The organism is Clostridium sp. UBA4395 (genome assembly GCF_002390995.1).
Lineage (GTDB): Bacteria > Bacillota > Clostridia > Clostridiales > Clostridiaceae > Clostridium_J > Clostridium_J sulfidigenes.
Genome location: NZ_DGRF01000037.1, coordinates 55,952 through 72,880, shown reverse-complemented (window position 1 = coordinate 72,880; position 16,929 = coordinate 55,952). Strand labels below are relative to the sequence as shown.

Sequence of the window (16,929 nt, the reverse complement as noted above, 5' to 3'; positions counted from 1 at the left end):
AATAAATCTAATATTTTAAACTACTTATAGGATATAATAAAGGCTGTTTCATTGAAACAGCCTTGTTATTATATTAAATTATTTATCTTCGCTAAATAATTTTTTGTTTCTGATGGTAGTTTGTAAAAATCACTGGAGTTACTTATTCCTCTGGATGCCATATTTCCTGGTCCAAAGTTATATGCTGCTAGTGCCATGTTTAGGTCATAATTATAGGTTTTAAGATAATCTTTTATGTGTCTTGTACCTGCATCAATATTTTGCTCTATGCTAAAAGGATCATTAACTCCATAGTGCTCTATGTTGCAAGGCATTAATTGCATTAATCCTTTAGCTCCCGCAGGCGATACTGCATTAGGATTAAAGTTTGATTCTGTTTTAATTATAGCTCTTATTAAATTCTCATTAACTCCATATTTTGTTGAAGCATCAGCTATGGCTTTTTCAATTCTTTCAGAGTCAGTACCTGTAGCACTTACCACTGTGGATGGAGTTACTCCTCCTATAGCTCTTACAATAACATTGCTTATATCATTTATACCATTAGAGGTACTATTATAAGCTCTATTATTTTGATCTATTCCCTGCTGAGTTTGTCTCTCTTTTTCACCCATGGCCTTTAGTAAAGATGCCATGATTAAACTAAATCCACTAGTGCTTGAAGAAGTGTTGCTGTCTGAACCTCCACCAAAGCTTCCTGACATTAAACCTAGGCTCATTAGTCCAGTAAGGGCATCACTGCCAGTACCAGAACTTAAGGTATCATTTAGAATACCTAGTCCATTAACATATTGATTTTGAGTAATTCCATTGTTTACTGAACCTATACTACTATTAGTATTTCCATTTGTAGCTATGCTGTTTATATAGTTATTTATTCCTCCATAAACACTACCCACATCGTAACTCATTACTTCATCTCCCTTGTTTCTTTATACCTTATTAGGCATCTTTCACTTATTTATTTTTTTATTTATTTAAGACGCCTTATTCCTTACACTGAATTTCATAAATGGAGTAGTCATCATAGGCACTCTTAGAGTAACAGCTTTTACATAATGCCAATATCTTATAAAACCCTTTATAGAAAGGCATAAAGGTATAATAATTTTTCTTACTATACTTTTGTATTAGCTTCCATTCTCCCTTTTCCATTAAATAAAATTCATATAAATTATCTTTTCCACCGTCACATTCCACATAGAAGTTAACATCTTCATTGCACCTTATTACTTCTTTATCTAAGGTTATTTTGCAGTTAGTTACTGGAACTCCTTGTAATACGTCTAAAATTAATTCCTTTTTACAATCATACTCTTTAGTACTAAATACATTTTTACAATATATTTTTACCGTATATACTCCTGCACATTTCGGAATTAGTTTAAACTTCTTATCATTACTAAATTCCGTAGTTTCAACTTCTCTGCCATTGATTTCAACCTTATATTTAGTTAAAGTATTGCTAGTGTTTTCTGTTATTACCTCTAAGACTATTTCATCACCTATAAGATACATATACTTCTTTTCTGTAAGAATATAATCTATCTTAGCTGGTATATATTCTTTACAATCTATATATATCACTGAATGTACATCGTAGTCTCTCTTAGATTTTAGATGTTTTACTTTAACTTCTATTTCATATTTTCCTACACTAGTAGGAGTGAACTTAAAATTATCTTCTTCGTTATATTCTATGAATTGGACTTCCTTACCTTCTTTTTTAACAATAAATTCATATAATAAATTTCTTGAGCCAGTGGCTTCAACATTTACCTTAACTGGTTCATTTATAAGGACTTGCTTGTCCTTATTTAGCTTTATTTCTTTTATATATACATTTTGTGCACAATCTTCATCTATAACAAAGTCCATAATTGCCTTCTCTTCATAATCGTCCTTATAGGTACTATCCTTTACAAGAACTTCAACTCTATATAAGCCACTTTTTTCTGGAATCCATTTATAACTGTTGTTAGTAGTAAAATTTGAACTACTATGATAATTTCCATCTACTACAAACTTATAGAGCAATTTATCTCCACCAGAGCATATTGCCTTAAACTCTATAGGTGTTTTTTCAAGCTGTGGTGAGCTTAAATCAGAAGTGAAATTAAGAATTTTTATAGGTTTATATTTATCTACAGTATAGTGTATTATCCCCCTATCATCAAAATTCTCGTGGGAATACATATCCTTCACTAAACATAAAAGCTTATACTTACCTGGTAGTATTTCTGTGAAGCTCACTAGTCTCTTACTTGAAAAGTCTTGCATTACATGCATGTTTCCATATTCATCAATCTTCATAAATTTGTATAACACAACTCTATTTTCATCAAAGCGTGCATCAATTTCAAAGGTTAATTCATTACCTACTATCAGCTCTTCTGTCAAGCACTGTATATTGTTAATTCTTATTTCATCCATGGGTAATACCTTAAAGGTTGCATTTTTAAAGTCATCAAATTGATGGTCTGAACCCTCTTCTTTACTCTCTATAAGAATCTCAATATCCCCTTCACGGTTTGGGGTGAAACTTAAACTAGTATCCATGGAATAGTCTCTTATTAAATTCCATTTACAATCTTCTTTTATCCAATACTTACACAGGATAGGTAATTTGTTAGGTACAATATCAATTTCTATCTTTTCCCCTAACTTTATTTCATTATTACTAATTATAATATCTTTTATTAGTTTTTCTTCTACAGAGCCTATGATAAAGTCCATTCTAGATGTAAATTCAATGGGTTTTTTCCCATGTCTTTTTTTAGATTGTACCATTATCATGTATTTGCCATCTTCCTTAGGTGTCCAATAGGTAAAATCCTCCTCATGGAAATCTCTAATGGTTTCCCAACCTCCATCACAGTTTATTATAAATTTATATAATAAATCATCTGACATTTTATTTTCTATATATATCTTAATTTCAGTCCCCTTCTCCTGTGGACTTGATAGGCTTGTACCAATAATCATTTCATTCATACATATTCCCCCTAGAATGTACATATACATCCCTAATTGATTAAATTGTTATAATATTCTTACATAAGCATAGCTATATTATACTACACTTACATATTATGTAACAACCTATGGGGGTCTTTATTTGCGATAATTCATTAGACAAAATCCTTGTAAAAAAACACTTGTAAATTATATTTCTACAAGTGTTTTCTTAATTTATGTTTTTCTATTCTTCTCTTAGACTTCTTTCTACAAGCTTTATTAAATTATCTCTAAGGCTTATATTATCGTCTTCATTTCTTTTCTTATGCTTTCCTGTCTTTCCTCCACCACGTCTTACCTTGGCACTTATATGTCTTTCAAAGAGTAATTTATCTATATTGTTCTCTGAAAATATATATCCCCTTGGACTTATGGCATAGGATTTTTTACCAAGAACCATAGCTGCTACTCCGTAATCTTGAGTTACTACTATATCTCCTTTTTTAGCTTCATTGGCAACCTTCATATCCACTGCTTGAAAGCCACTATCCATAATTATAACTTCACCATATTCTAAATTTATCACATGATGTATATCACAATAAATTTTTAGTGGAACCTTGTAGGTCTTAGCCACTTCTTCTATAATACCTCTTCCTGCACATCCATCACCATCAACTATAATAGTCATAATTAATCACCTAGCCTCTCTATTAGAGACCTTTGAAGCTCTTCATAACCTGGTTTACCAAGTAGAGCAAACATGTTTTTCTTATAGGCTTCTACCCCTTCTTGATCAAAAGGATTTATTCCTAATAAATATCCTCCAATGGCACAGGATTTTTCAAAGAAGTATATAAGCTCTCCTAGGGCCTTAGGATTTAAATCTTTCATATTTATAACTATATTAGGAACTCCGCCTTCTACATGGGCAAGAGCTGTTCCCTCCATAGCTCTTTTATTTACAAAATCTATAGTCTTTCCTGCTAAGAAATTAAGTCCATCCACATTTTCTTCATCTTCCTTTATGGATAAATTTATTTGTGGTTCTTCTACATTTATTATAGTTTCAAATATATTTCTCATTCCATCTTGAATATATTGACCCATGGAGTGAAGGTCTGTTGAAAAGTTAACGGATGCAGGGAATATCCCCTTTCCATCCTTACCTTGACTCTCCCCATAAAGTTGCTTAAACCACTCTCCAAAATATTGTAGACAAGGTTCATAGTTTACAAGAATTTCTGTAGTTTTTCCTCTTTCATACAAAAGATGTCTTGCTGCTGCATATTTATAACAAATATTTCTATGTACATCTTCATTTCTAAAGTTTTCTCTTCCATTTCTAGCACCTTGTAATAGCTCATCTATATTTATTCCTGCCACTGCAATAGGAAGTAATCCTACTGGTGTTAAAACGGAAAATCTTCCACCGATATCATCAGGAATTATAAAGGTTTCATACCCTTCTGTATCAGCTAATTTTTTAAGAGCTCCCTTTGCCTTATCCGTTGTTATAAAAATTCTATTTTTAGCTTCTTCTTTGCCATATTTTTTCTCAATGATTTCTTTAAATATTCTAAAGGCTATGGCAGGCTCTGTAGTAGTTCCTGATTTTGAAATAACATTTATGGCAAAATCCTTCCCATCTATAAGCTGTATAAGTTGAGACAGATAAGTAGAACTTATATTGTTTCCTGCAAAGTATACTGCTGGAACCTTTCTTTTATCCTCATCCATACTATTAAAGAAGGGGCCTGTCATTGCTTCTATGACAGCTCTAGCTCCAAGGTATGAACCTCCAATGCCTATTACTATAAGAACTTTAGAATTTTCCTGTATCCTTTTAGCTGCTACCTTTACTCTTTCAAGCTCAGCTTTATCATAATTAGTTGGTAGGTCAAGCCACCCTAAAAATTCATTGCCAGCACCACATCTGTTATGCAGAGTGTTATGAGCTGCTGTTATCATAGGTTTTAAATTATCTATATGTGACTCCGTAACTGCTTCTTGAAGGTTCTTTATATTTAAACTTATAGAACTAGTCATTTCTAATTGCCTCCTATAAAACGATTTATTAGGTATCTGAAAATAAATAACAAGTCAAAGATGGTAAGATACCTTATATTATTAAAATCAAAAAACTTATGTATATTATATAAACGCTAAGCAGCATTATTCCATTTCTCTTAGAGTATCTTCCATTAGTTGATATAGGTAAGATTATAAGTAGCATCAATACTAGAGCCACTGGAATATCTAAAAGTATAGTCTGATTAAAGCTTATAAAAGATGCGTTAAATATATGAATATTTCTAGAGTTTAGTACTAATCCACCCCTAGCTAAAATACTACTAGCAGCTATAGTCATTGTTATATTAAGTATGTTTGCACCAATAACATTACCAACCCCTACTCCACTTTCCTTCTTATATATAGAAGTTAAAACAGTAGTTAATTCTGGTAAAGATGTTCCTAAGGCCATAATGGTTAAACTAATTACTCCTTCTGTGACTCCATAATACCTTGCAATAATCTGCGCATTTACAACTAATAACCTAGCTCCACATCCTATAAGTATTGCTCCTATTATAAATACAACTATATGTTTTGCAAATTCTCTCTTTTTTACTCTTCTTCTAACACTAATTTCATCTATAGTAATAGCAGTCTCATCAGGAATTTGAAGGGACTTTTTAGCACCCTTTACATTTTTTCTTATATAGTACACAAATAACCCTAAAAGGACTACCCCTTCTATTCTATTAATATTTCCATCTGTAGAAAAAAGTAATAGTAAAACCATAGATACTACCATCATAAAAGCTCTTGGCATAAACCTCTTCTTTTCTACCTCTACAGGCATTGCAATCATTGAAATAGCAAGAACAAGCCCTGTATTACAAATTATTGCGCCTATAGCATTACCTACTGCAATCTCTGGTGATCCCATAATAGTTGCCACTGAAGCTATAAAAAACTCTGGAAGAGTAGTTGCTAAACTTACAATGGTTGCTCCTATAATTATTTTTGGTATTCCTGTTATCTCAGCAATCCACATAGCTGAGTCTACAAATATATCTCCGCCCTTTATTATTACTATAATTCCTATAATAAACATTACTATAGGTAAAAACATCTCCATTATATCCTCCACCCTCTTATGCCAGTATACAGTATTATGTAAATTACTTCAAACTACCCTATATACTTATAATAATGGCTAAAACAAATAAACTCAATGAATTTTAACATATTCACCGAGTTTATATTTATCTTATATTCCTTTTTCTTTGCTGTACCATTTATAAAATATTTTAAGAGAATTGTCTAATGCTTCTATAGTTAAAATATCTATCTCATTTTCTTCTATTACATAAAAGAATGATCTATCTTCTCCAATTAATATATTTGTCATAGTATTATTAGTAAAGTTAATATTTATACTTTTTATATTTTCATCATTTATTACTCCTCCAAGAACTTTGTAATTCTCAGTAGCACTTACCCTTATTTCCATTACATTCACTGTAAAAGGAGCATGTTTATCTACCTCTTTTGTAGAAGTTGCTATGATGTTATAAGAATTTTCTACTTTACTTAATTGGCATAACCCCTCATAGTTTTTACCATTGTCCTCATATAAAAACATGACTAATTTATCCTTTTGTATATCTGATACATTTAGAATAGATATTCTATCTTCACCTATGTTAAGGTTCTTAGATAGAAGATAGGTTATCTTATCTGTTAACTTTACTTCAAAGGGTTCTTCATCCTTTATAGGGAAGTTACCGCTTTTTATCTCCATGGTTTCTTTAAATAAATCATTCTTAATTAGAATAGCTGTAATTAATAAGAATAACCCTATAACTGAAATCATAAAAATTCTTCTATTTTTCTTAATTGTTTTTTCATTTTTGATTTTGTATCTCTTCTTGTTTTTATATCTCTTCTTAAGTTTACTCATATAACATTCCTCTTTAATTTTTTCTCGCTTTGCTCGGTAGGACACTCCTTCTCATATTCATTCGAATGAGTAAGTTCGACTAACCAAATCATAGATTTATTTTCTCGCTTTGCTCGGGAGGACACTCCTTCTCATGTTCATTCGAATGAGTAAGTTCGACTAACCAAATATAAAATTTGGAGTCTCACTTAAATTCAGCGGCGTACCATTTGTAGTGAGCTCCATATTTATCATCTATTTTTTCTACTTCATAAAGTCTAAATATTATATATTGAGTCCAGTTATATCCTGGATTTGCTCCTATGGATAAGATTAAAAAGGAAGCTCCAAAGGAACCTGTCACAGTAAATATGACTTCATTTCTTGCTTCTGCAGGTATTTCTTTACTTTCACTATAGGTTCTAGAGATAGTGGCTCCAGTACTATTTGCAATATTAACTACTCCATAGGAAGATTGCCCACCTCTAGCGTAGTTAATTTTTGATATTTTATCAGTACCTAGTAAAAATTCAGTATATAGATGCACTTTAGAATAGGATAATTCTGATTCAAAGGACCACTCTGCTTCTTTAGCTTCAGCCTTTCCATAGGCATATGAAACTCCCTCTTCCATGAGGATTTCTTCATAACCCTTATTAGCCATAACTGGTTTTTTAATATTCTTTTCTCTATTTAAATTTTCTCTTTGAGAGTTTTTTGTGTTATAGGTAATCTTTGAACCATCAGGATAAATTATTTCATAGGCAGATTTATTAGCAAAGGTATTAATTACCTTTTCTGTGTATTCCTCTTCACTAAAAATATTTTTTAGTGATTTAAAGGCTTTCTTTAAGGCAACCTTATCTCCCTTTAGTATTTGATTTCTATAGTATTCCTTATTGTTTCTAAAATCTTTATCAGTTATATCTTCTATGGAATTATCTAATATCACTTCTAAATCACACTGTTCTAGTCTTTCTACTATTTCATCAAGTCTTATATAAAACTCAGCATCTTCTTTACACACTCCTTCCCTTGTTAGCTTTAATAATTCTTCCTCATCCACAGGAGTAGTTCTCACTTCATCACATATTTCAATTATCCTCTTATCATCATCTTTTCTCTTATTACTTTGTAATGCTAAAACCTCTATAGGTGAGTTAACTATAAAAGAAGTGATAAATATTACTAAAACAATCACCTTAAAATTTTTCACATCAGCACTCTCCATTCCTATGACTTTAAATTTATTATTCCTAGAGAATGGATTTTAAATTCTTAAACTTATATTTTTCTATCTGTAAAATAATATAAATTTAATAGATAAATAAATAAGAGGTGGAAATCCACCTCTTATTTACTATCACTTAAATTATCCAACTGGTCATTTAACAAGTTAAGTCTATTTTCGAAAATAGCTTTTTGCTCCATAAGTAAATCTCTTTGATTTTCAAGACTAATTGTATTATTAAAACAACGTCTTCCAAATCCTCTTCTGCAACCTAAACCTAGACCTAAACCCAGACCTAATCCTAAACCTGCTTTACCAATTCTACTTATTTCTTCAGATGTACCACAAAGTCCTCTTCCTCTTCCTGTTTTTGAACCATATCCCATTGAACCTGTACCATCTCTTCTTGGCATAAGACCATCTCCTTATAATTTTTATATCCACAATTATATAAACAATTAGCCATACCTTTGTAGTAATGTTAAGTTCGCATTGTAGCTTTAATTCTATTTTGTTTTAATAGTAGATCTATAGCATTAACTATGTTATTTACTACAATATCTGCTTCTAGTATAGTATTAGAATAGCAACCTTCTTCACCTATGACGGCAATAGAAATAACACTACTCTTAAACATTTCTATGTCGTTTCTTCCATTACCTAGGGTAACAGTTACATCATGCCCCAATTTTTCAACTATTTGTTTTTTATCTTTTGTTGCATTTTCTTTTTGAAAAACTTCTACCTTAACAGGTAGTTCAATACATTGCTTTAAAACAGTTCCGTAAGTATCTGCTGTAAGAATGAATATATCAACTTCCTTAGATGCTAAAGTTTTAATTTTTTCTTTTACTTCGTCAATTAAAATACCATCTTTCGCAATAGTACCATTAAAATCAAAAACAACATTTTTAATATTAATACTTTCATAACCCGGTATATTAAGATTTATCATCTACCCTATTTCCTCTACACCATCTTTTACAAAGCTCTGCTTTCTTGCTGCAAACAACTTCCTCTGAACCACAAGTAGGACAATTATCCTTGTCTTGCTCATAATTTATATCATACACATCTCCACAATGAAGGCACTTAAATTTACAAAAAGTAGCTCTGTAGTTACCACCACTTATTCTTATAGCATTTCCTTCTGTTAAAGCAATAGCTATCTTTTTCCTTGCACTATCAATAATATTTTGGAAGGTTTGTCTTGATACTTGCATTCTTTCAGCACATTGTTCTTGATTTAATTCTTCAATATCTTTAAGTCTCATAGCTTCAAGTTCTTCTACCTTTAAAACTGTTTCTTTAATTTCACATTTAGGCTTTCCCCATGGAACAAAATAAGTATCCTCTGGGAAAAACTCTACTCTTCTAAATTTTGTTGGTCTTGGCACTTTAAATCCTCCCTGCATTTACTACATAATCCTATAAACATTATATCAGAATCATATATTTCTACGTTACTTTCTTCTTCTATTCTTTTATTTAATTTAAGATAGTCAAAATTTAGGTTTTGACTATCTATATCAATTATACTATTACATTTATAACATTTAAAATGAATATGCAGGGGTTTGCCACTAAATATTTTCATTTCATAATAATTTATGCCATTAACATTTATCTCTTTTACTATTCCTAACTCATTAAATACCTTCAAAGCTCTATAAATAGTGGCAAGTCCTATATTCTTTTCTTTAATTTTTTCATATATTTCCTTAGCATTTAAGTGAATATCACTTTTTAGAATTACTTCTAAAATAATTCTTTTACCCAATGTAAACTTATATCCATTTTTCCTTAAAAGCTTTTTGATAGGTATTAAATCATTATTCATAAAATCATCCTTTTTAATTATTCGTTACAGTGACCTTCATGTTGATGTTCTGTACAAACGCTACCTGTTGATTTTAATTCACCATTTACAAATTTCTGAACTACATCATCACTAAGTCCTTGTGCACCAACTACAACTTCAATTCCATTTTCGTTAAATAAGTCTTGTGCTGTTTCTCCCATACCACCTGCAATAATAACATTCACCTTTAAATCTCTTAAAAATACTGGAAGAAATCCTGGTCTATGTCCTGGATTTGGAGTAAAATTTTTTTCTAAAGACTTACCCTCTTCTACTTCATATATTGTGAATCCTTCACAATGTCCAAAATGTCCACTTACATATTTCTCATCACTTGCAACTGCTATTTTCATTAAAAATTCCTCCTTTTATTTTACCTAAATAATTTTAATTTAATATATACTTAGTCATATTACTCCACATAGCTTCAATAGCTTTTTCAGCTATGCTATCCTTGTAGAAAGTTATAGGTTTTAATTCATTTATAGACTTCATAACCATGTCATCATAAGGAATTTTACCTACTAAAACTATTTGATTTTCATAAATAAAGTTTTCTATTTCCTTTGTAACTTCTTCATTTATATCAAATTTATTTACGCAAACCATAGTAAAAACTCCAAAGTGTTTACACAGCTGTACTACTCTCTTTAAATCTTCAAGACCTGATTTTGTAGGTTCTGTTACAACTAAAACTGCATTTGAACCTGTTATTGAAGCTATAACAGCACATCCAATACCTGGTGAGCCATCAATTATAGTTAACTTTTCATCCTTATTAAATCTCTTACCATTTTTTCTTAATTCAGTTATTAATTTTCCTGAACCATCACTACCTATACCCATTTCTGCCCTTGAAATTATGCCTTTATCTAGCTCTGTAATGAAGGTATCTGCTGTCTTTTCATCCTCTAGTTTTATTGCATTTACAGGACACACTAATGTACATGCTCCACAGCCTTCACAAAGAAATGGATTTATAGTAAAGTTTTCTATGGCATTAAATTTACAAACACCTTCACATTTACCACACTTAATACAAATGCTTTCATCTATTGATGCTTTTTTTCCACCTACAAATTTATCTTTCTCAATATCTTTTCCCTTGTAAAAGAGATAAAGATTGGGAGCATCTACATCACAGTCTATTCTTAATACATCTTTTTCAAGTTCAGCTAAAGCTGTTGCAATGGTGGTTTTTCCAGTGCCACCTTTTCCACTTAAAACTACTAATTCCAAGATAGCACCTCCTTTACTCCCTCTGAAAGCTTATCAAATATCTTCTTATGAACTAAATAATCATAGAGTATTTCTCCCTTAGAATAAAGTACTGCTGTAGCCTTATCATAGGGAATTGTCCCTATTAATTCTATATTTTCTTCTTTACAATACTTTTTTACTATGTTATCTTTTCCATCATCCTTATTTATAACTATGCCAAAGGGAATATCATACATCCTCACAAGTTCCACTGCCATCTTTAAGTCATGAAGACCAAATTCAGAAGGCTCTGTAACAAGTATTGCCCCATCAGCATATTTCAAAGAATTTACCACATTACAAGAAGTTCCAGGTGGGCAATCTATTAAATTAGTTCCCTTAGATAATCCATTAAGTAATTCTCTAATAACAGGCACTGCCATTGGCTCGCTTATATTTAAAACGCCTCTGCTACAGTTTATATCCCTTACTGATCCTTTTTCAACCTTGCCCATTTCTCTTTCGCCATAGGTTATAGCACCATATTTACATGCAATTTCGCATGCTCCACAACCATGACATAACTTTTGGAACAGCATAATATCATCTTTAACCTTTGCTAGAGCATTAAATTGACAAGCTTTTACACAAGCTCCACAGTTAGTGCATTTGTTATCATCTATGATTGGATATTCTACCATTACTTTTTCTTTTGTATCTATTGTAGGCTTTAGGAATAAGAAACCATTAGGCTCTTCCACATCACAATCTATATAATTTGCCTTTAGAGCAAGAGCAAGATTAGTAGATACTGTGGTTTTTCCTGTACCGCCTTTTCCACTAAGTACTGCTATATTCACTACCTATTCATCTCCAATCTAGTGAGCTCCGTGATGTGCAGGACCAGACATTTTTATTTCTTCAAGTTCACCTTTTTTATATTTTTCTATAGCCTCAGCTATAACTATACCATCACACTTATATGCCTTAACTCCTGATTTTTCAATGATTTCAAAAGCATTAGGTCCAAGATTTCCTGTGATAATAACATCTATGTTTTCATCAATTAATTGGTTAGATGCAGAAATACCTGCTCCACCACTAGCATTTTTGCCTTGGTTTTCTAAAACTTTAATTTCTCCACTTTCAGTATCATGAATTTGAAAATACTCACATCTTCCAAATCTCATATCAAGTAAATTTACAATAGTTTTTCCTGCTGCTGAAACTGCTATTTTCATTTTCCATTCCTCATTTCTTTATTAATTATTCTTTTATGTGATTTTCATTATTGGCATTTGCTAATTATATGTTACTACCATTTTAAGTTATTGTCAAATGCCAATTATAACTTTTTATAAAAAAATAGTTATGAAATTTCTAATTCATATAGAAAATTCATAACTACTTTGGGGATAATTTTATTCCATCAATACTCTTGAATATTGTCTTTATTTAATTATAAAAAATCAAAAATACTGCTGTTTAAGTATTCCTCATTAAAAAGGATAATATGGATTAGTATACTGACCTGGATATTGGGTGTAATATGGATATGGAGAAATATAAGGTGGATATGGTACTATTAATAATTTAGCTAAATCTAAAAGTGATAAATTTCTGCGTCTATAACGTCTCTGTCTTCTTCTAGGACGTCCATAAGGGTTATATTGTCGTTGCTGAGCATATTGATTTTCATCATCTAGCTCCATTACATCTTCGCCCACTAACATGGTAACGCGATCTCCATCTACATTCTCAATTATTCCATCCACTATGCTTCCGTCTCTCATTGTTAAAATAACATGATAATAAACATGTCTTTTACATTCATCATATAAAGACTGGTCATCTCTGTTATGATCGTGTATTTCTAAAGCCATTTTTAATCATCTCCTTTACAATATTATGGTATTCTTGCATAAGAAAAATTGTGCCATTATAATTGGTAAATATTGCTGTAAATTAAATAAATAATTCTACTATTTTATTTTTTAACACTATAAGTTATAAATTAATACTTACATTGTATATTATTTATATTTATTTATAAATAAAAAAAGTAGCTATGAAATTTCTATATTATATAGAAACTTATAACTACTTTCTTTGGGTGTGATTTATTTAAACATGATAACATGTATAAATACATTAGGGTTTAAGAAAAGATATTACTCTGCCAAGGAGTTGATAGAGTAATATCTAATCTATTAGAATATTTATATTACTCCCACTCAATAGTTGAAGGTGGTTTTGAAGTTATATCATATACAATTCTATTTACTCCATTAACTTCATTGACAATTCTTCTAGATACCTTATCTAGTACATCATAAGGGATTCTTGCCCAGTCTGATGTCATTCCATCAGAAGATGTAACTCCTCTTAAGGCTACTGTATGGCTATAGGTTCTTTCATCCCCCATAACTCCTACTGATCTTATATTAGGTAAGCAAGCGAAGTACTGCCAGATTTCACTTTCAAGGCCAGCAATTGCAACCTCTTCTCTAAATATAGCATCTGCTTCTCTTACTATGTGTAGCTTCTCTTCTGTAATTTCACCAAGTACTCTTATTGCAAGTCCTGGTCCTGGGAATGGCTGTCTCCATACTAAGTGGTGTGGAATTCCAATTTCCTCTCCTACAGCTCTTACTTCATCTTTAAATAACTCTCTTAATGGCTCTATTAGTTCAAATTCTATGTCCTCTGGAAGTCCTCCTACGTTGTGATGACTCTTAATTGTAGCTGATGAATTAGTTCCACTTTCTACAACGTCAGCATAAATAGTTCCTTGAACTAAGAAATCCATTTTACCAAGTTTATTTGACTCTTCTTCAAAAACTCTGATGAATTCTTCTCCAATGATTTTTCTTTTTCTCTCTGGATCAGAAACACCTTTAAGTTTTCCAAGGAATCTCTCTTGAGCATTTACTCTGATAAGGTTCATATCGAAGCCTTCTCTAAAGATTTTCTCAACTTGATCTCCCTCATCTTTTCTAAGTAGACCATGATCTACAAATACGCAAGTTAGGTTTTTACCTATTGCTTTATGAACAAGTACTGCTGCAACAGATGAATCAACTCCACCTGATAGAGCGCAAAGCACTTTTCTATCTCCTACTAATTCTTTAATTTGTGCAATTTTTTCTTCTGCAAAGGCAGACATAGACCAGTCTCCCTTAACTTCACATACATTGTATAAGAAGTTTTTAAGCATCTCTGTTCCAAATAAAGTGTGTTGAACTTCTGGGTGGAATTGAACCCCATAAAGTTTTCTTTCTTCATTTGCCATTGCAGCTATAGGACACTCATCTGTATGACCTATAATTTCAAAGCCTTGTGGTGCACTTTCTATAAAGTCAGTGTGACTCATCCAGCATTGTTTTTCTTTTATTCCATTAAATAATTTATTATTTGTGTTTAAGTTAACATCAGTTTTTCCATATTCTCTAACAGTAGCAGTCTTAACAACTCCACCTAAAACATGGGACATAAGCTGAGCACCATAGCAAATTCCTAGGATAGGAATGTTTAATTCAAATAATTCCTTATCTACTCTTGGTGCACCCTCTCCGTAAACACTGTTAGGGCCACCAGTAAATATTATTCCCATAGGATTTAATTCTTTTATTTTTTCAACAGAAGTACTATATGGAATTATCTCACAATATACTCCATGCTCTCTTACTCTTCTTGCTATTAATTGATTATATTGACCACCAAAGTCAACAACTAATACTAATTCTCTATCCATAAATTAAGCTCTCCTTCTTAGATTATTGATTTACACTATAATTTGGAGCTTCCTTAGTAATTACTATATCATGTGGATGACTTTCTCTAAATCCAGCTGAAGTTTGAACTACGAAGTTTGCAGTTTCATATAAATCTTTTAGTGTAGGTGCTCCTAAATATCCCATTCCTGAGCGAATACCACCAATTAATTGGTATATAGTATCTACTACGCTACCCTTAAATGGAAGTCTTCCTTCAACCCCTTCTGGTACTAATTTCTTGTTATCTTCTTGGAAATATCTATCCTTACTTCCGTTTGCCATAGCTCCTAAAGAACCCATTCCTCTATATACCTTGTAACTTCTACCTTGATATATTTCTATTTCACCTGGTGCTTCGGCGCAACCAGCAAACATTGAACCCATCATACAAACTTTTGCTCCAGCAGCTAATGCCTTAACGATATCTCCTGAATATTTTATTCCTCCATCAGCTATAACTGGAACTCCTGATTTTTCTGCTTCTTCAACACAGTCCATAACTGCTGTAAGTTGAGGAACTCCAACTCCTGCAACTACTCTTGTAGTACAGATAGATCCAGGTCCTATACCAACTTTAACACAATCTGCTCCAGCTTCTATTAAAGCTCTTGTACCTTCTGCTGTTGCAATATTACCTGCTATAACTTGAAGCTCTGGATATTTTTCTTTAACTTCTCTAACTGCATCTATAACCCCTTTAGAGTGTCCATGTGCTGTATCTATAGTAATGACATCTACGTGAGCTTTAACTAAAGCATCAACTCTTATCATCATATCCTTTGTAACTCCTACTGCAGCTCCACAAAGTAATCTTCCTGAAGCATCCTTTGCAGCATTAGGGAATTTCACAGCCTTTTCTATATCCTTTATAGTAATTAATCCTTTAAGATTAAAATCTTTATCTACTAAAGGTAATTTCTCAATTTTATGTTTTGCAAGTATTGTCTTAGCTTCTTCAATACTTGTTCCCTCTTTTGCAGTAACTAGATTCTCACTAGTCATCACTTCACTTACTTTTTTACTATAATCAGTTTCAAACACTATATCTCTATTAGTAATTATACCAACTAATTTTCCATTTTCAGTTACCGGCACTCCAGATATTCTATATCTTGACATTATGTTTAATGCATCTTGTATAACATTATCTTTTCCTATGGAGAATGGATTTACAATTACTCCATTTTCTTGTCTTTTAACTGTATCTACTTCGCTTGCTTGAGCTTCTATAGACATATTCTTATGGATAATTCCAATTCCGCCTTCACGGGCCATAGCTATTGCCATCTTACTTTCAGTTACTGTATCCATTCCAGCACTTATTAGTGGTAAATTAAGAGCTATAGTTTTAGTTAAGTTTGTTTTAAATCTAACATCCTTTGGTAAAACTTCAGATTTATTTGGAACTAATAATACGTCATCAAAAGTGTATCCTTGTTTTAATATCTTTGCCATAATTTAAATCCTCTCCTTCTATATTATTTTCTTTATAATTAACTTTAGTTATACTTATAATTTGAAATCAATTAAAATTATTGTATTAAATTCTCCAACATAGTTTTTGTTTATATTTTAAATTTAATTAAAACATAAACAAAAACATGCTTAATTCACTTTCCACCCATAATATAACTCCTTTAGAGTTCATACTATGTACATACAAGTAAAATTAAGCATGTCCATAAATTCAATGAAATCTATAACATGATTACTTTTACTCATAGTCAGAAATTTATCGGTTTCCGGTAGAAACTCCTTGCCATATTCAAGGGATATATGAGTTATTTATTCATAATTTATTAATTGATTACACCTATTTTATTTAAAATAAGTATGTTTGTCAAGGAAAACTTTTAACCTATTTTCTAAATTTTGTAGAAATTTATCGACTTATATAATAATTATACATTACTAATGAGAATTTTTCCATTATCTCACTATAATTAATTAAAAA

General features: G+C 31.2%; 18 protein-coding genes and 1 riboswitch. All 18 genes read right to left on the bottom strand.

Features of this window, described 5'->3' with window-relative positions; genetic code table 11:
* Window positions 1–68: 68 nt before the first annotated feature.
* The 18 genes from B2694_RS05905 to guaB all read right to left on the bottom strand — a co-directional run bounded on the left by B2694_RS05905 (window position 69) and on the right by guaB (window position 16,430).
* Window positions 69–911, bottom strand: a complete 843-nt coding sequence (locus tag B2694_RS05905) for a lytic transglycosylase domain-containing protein (protein ID WP_346884958.1) — start codon at window positions 909–911, stop codon at window positions 69–71.
* A 76-nt stretch (window positions 912–987) separates the two neighbouring features.
* A complete protein-coding gene (locus tag B2694_RS05900) occupies window positions 988–2,994 on the bottom strand; it encodes a triple tyrosine motif-containing protein (protein ID WP_346884957.1) in 2,007 nt (668 codons plus the stop codon).
* 208 nt (window positions 2,995–3,202) lie between these two features.
* Window positions 3,203–3,649 carry a YaiI/YqxD family protein gene (locus B2694_RS05895; RefSeq protein ID WP_150845372.1) on the bottom strand — a complete coding sequence of 149 codons (447 nt, stop codon included), beginning with the start codon at window positions 3,647–3,649 and terminating at the stop codon, window positions 3,203–3,205.
* A 2-nt stretch (window positions 3,650–3,651) separates the two neighbouring features.
* A complete protein-coding gene (locus B2694_RS05890) occupies window positions 3,652–5,007 on the bottom strand; it encodes a glucose-6-phosphate isomerase (protein WP_346884956.1) in 1,356 nt (451 codons plus the stop codon).
* A gap of 73 nt (window positions 5,008–5,080) precedes the next feature.
* On the bottom strand, window positions 5,081–6,103 hold the full coding sequence (locus tag B2694_RS05885) for a calcium/sodium antiporter (protein WP_346884955.1): 1,023 nt from the start codon (window positions 6,101–6,103) through the stop codon (window positions 5,081–5,083).
* Between the two features lie 132 nt (window positions 6,104–6,235).
* Window positions 6,236–6,928: a hypothetical protein gene (locus B2694_RS05880; protein WP_346884954.1), complete on the bottom strand. Its 693-nt coding sequence runs from the start codon at window positions 6,926–6,928 to the stop codon at window positions 6,236–6,238.
* 184 nt (window positions 6,929–7,112) lie between these two features.
* A complete protein-coding gene (locus B2694_RS05875) occupies window positions 7,113–8,123 on the bottom strand; it encodes a hypothetical protein (protein WP_346884953.1) in 1,011 nt (336 codons plus the stop codon).
* A 137-nt stretch (window positions 8,124–8,260) separates the two neighbouring features.
* Window positions 8,261–8,551, bottom strand: a complete 291-nt coding sequence (locus B2694_RS05870) for a DUF5320 domain-containing protein (RefSeq protein WP_346884952.1) — start codon at window positions 8,549–8,551, stop codon at window positions 8,261–8,263.
* Window positions 8,552–8,619: 68 nt separating this feature from the next.
* The gene (locus B2694_RS05865) at window positions 8,620–9,093 is read right to left on the bottom strand and encodes an ATPase P (protein ID WP_346884951.1); all 474 of its coding nucleotides are present in this window, start codon (window positions 9,091–9,093) and stop codon (window positions 8,620–8,622) included.
* The gene (locus tag B2694_RS05860) at window positions 9,080–9,535 is read right to left on the bottom strand and encodes a DUF134 domain-containing protein (protein ID WP_346884950.1); all 456 of its coding nucleotides are present in this window, start codon (window positions 9,533–9,535) and stop codon (window positions 9,080–9,082) included. The genes B2694_RS05865 and B2694_RS05860 overlap by 14 nt, the downstream gene beginning before the upstream one ends.
* Window positions 9,505–9,978 (bottom strand): Fur family transcriptional regulator, encoded by a 474-nt coding sequence (locus B2694_RS05855; RefSeq protein WP_346884949.1) that lies wholly within the window; start codon window positions 9,976–9,978, stop codon window positions 9,505–9,507. Before B2694_RS05855 ends, B2694_RS05860 begins: the two co-directional genes overlap by 31 nt.
* A gap of 17 nt (window positions 9,979–9,995) precedes the next feature.
* Window positions 9,996–10,352 carry a NifB/NifX family molybdenum-iron cluster-binding protein gene (locus tag B2694_RS05850; protein WP_346884948.1) on the bottom strand — a complete coding sequence of 119 codons (357 nt, stop codon included), beginning with the start codon at window positions 10,350–10,352 and terminating at the stop codon, window positions 9,996–9,998.
* A gap of 34 nt (window positions 10,353–10,386) precedes the next feature.
* Window positions 10,387–11,238 carry an ATP-binding protein gene (locus tag B2694_RS05845; RefSeq protein WP_346884947.1) on the bottom strand — a complete coding sequence of 284 codons (852 nt, stop codon included), beginning with the start codon at window positions 11,236–11,238 and terminating at the stop codon, window positions 10,387–10,389.
* Window positions 11,229–12,059, bottom strand: a complete 831-nt coding sequence (locus B2694_RS05840; RefSeq protein WP_346884946.1) for an ATP-binding protein — start codon at window positions 12,057–12,059, stop codon at window positions 11,229–11,231. Before B2694_RS05840 ends, B2694_RS05845 begins: the two co-directional genes overlap by 10 nt.
* Window positions 12,060–12,077: 18 nt before the next feature.
* Window positions 12,078–12,440, bottom strand: a complete 363-nt coding sequence (locus B2694_RS05835) for a NifB/NifX family molybdenum-iron cluster-binding protein (RefSeq protein ID WP_346884945.1) — start codon at window positions 12,438–12,440, stop codon at window positions 12,078–12,080.
* 258 nt (window positions 12,441–12,698) lie between these two features.
* Window positions 12,699–13,082 (bottom strand): hypothetical protein, encoded by a 384-nt coding sequence (locus B2694_RS05830; RefSeq protein WP_346884944.1) that lies wholly within the window; start codon window positions 13,080–13,082, stop codon window positions 12,699–12,701.
* A 341-nt stretch (window positions 13,083–13,423) separates the two neighbouring features.
* Entirely contained in the window at window positions 13,424–14,953 is a 1,530-nt protein-coding gene (gene guaA, locus B2694_RS05825; RefSeq protein ID WP_346884943.1) for a glutamine-hydrolyzing GMP synthase, read from the bottom strand.
* 22 nt (window positions 14,954–14,975) lie between these two features.
* Window positions 14,976–16,430 (bottom strand): IMP dehydrogenase, encoded by a 1,455-nt coding sequence (gene guaB / locus B2694_RS05820; protein ID WP_346884942.1) that lies wholly within the window; start codon window positions 16,428–16,430, stop codon window positions 14,976–14,978.
* A 246-nt stretch (window positions 16,431–16,676) separates the two neighbouring features.
* Window positions 16,677–16,775, bottom strand: a riboswitch (purine riboswitch).
* Between the last annotated feature and the right edge of the window lie 154 nt (window positions 16,776–16,929).